The sequence below is a fragment of the Bacillus sp. AK25 genome (genome assembly GCF_048270685.1).
Lineage (GTDB): Bacteria > Bacillota > Bacilli > Bacillales > Bacillaceae > Bacillus > Bacillus altitudinis.
In genome coordinates this window covers 1-804 of sequence record NZ_JBLUWC010000002.1, presented here as the reverse complement: position 1 = coordinate 804, position 804 = coordinate 1, and the positions used below count along the sequence as shown (strand labels likewise).

The 804-nt window shown below is 58.0% G+C and carries 1 protein-coding gene and 1 pseudogene; one reads left to right on the top strand and one right to left on the bottom strand.

Annotation, left to right across the window (positions count from 1 at the left end):
• Nucleotides 1-514 (top strand): hypothetical protein (locus tag ACNO7B_RS19000; RefSeq protein WP_417901869.1); only part of this gene is annotated, 514 nt, incomplete at its 5' end.
• Here the strand turns inward: ACNO7B_RS19000 and ACNO7B_RS18995 are convergent.
• Nucleotides 486-804 (bottom strand): annotated as a pseudogene (locus ACNO7B_RS18995) (collagen-like protein); the annotation flags it as partial. The gene ACNO7B_RS19000 and the pseudogene ACNO7B_RS18995 sit on opposite strands and share 29 nt — an antisense overlap.

The window sequence follows — 804 nt, the reverse complement described above, 5'->3', positions numbered from 1 at the left end:
TGGACCAGTAGGTCCGGTATCACCAGTTACACCAGTGGCTCCAGTAGGCCCGGTATCTCCAGTAGCTCCAGTAACTCCGGTGGCACCAGTGGCACCCGTAGGGCCAGTATCTCCAGTTACTCCAGTCGCACCGGTAGGTCCGGTATCACCAGTAGGCCCAGTATCTCCAGTTACACCAGTGGCTCCGGTAGGGCCAGTATCACCAGTTACACCAGTCGCACCAGTAGGCCCGGTATCTCCAGTATCACCAGTCGCACCGGTAGGTCCGGTATCACCAGTTACACCAGTATCACCAGTGGCACCAGTAGGCCCGGTATCTCCAGTAGTTCCAGTAACTCCGGTGGCACCAGTAGGCCCGGTATCTCCAGTAGCTCCAGTAACTCCGGTGGCACCAGTAGGCCCGGTATCTCCAGTAACTCCGGTGGCACCGGTTGGACCAGTATCACCAGTAACTCCAGTCGCACCAGTAGGCCCGGTATCTCCAGTTACACCAGTATTCCGGTATCACCAGTAGCACCGGTTGGACCAGTATCACCGGTAGGCCCGGTATCTCCAGTAGCTCCAGTAACTCCGGTGGCACCCGTAGGGCCAGTATCACCAGTTACACCAGTCGCACCGGTAGGTCCGGTATCACCAGTTACACCAGTGGCACCCTTAGGGCCAGTATCACCAGTTACTCCAGTCGCACCGGTAGGTCCGGTATCACCAGTTACTCCAGTCGCACCGGTAGGTCCGGTATCACCAGTCGCACCGGTTGGACCAGTATCACCGGTAGGCCCAGTATCTCCAGTTACACCAGTCGCA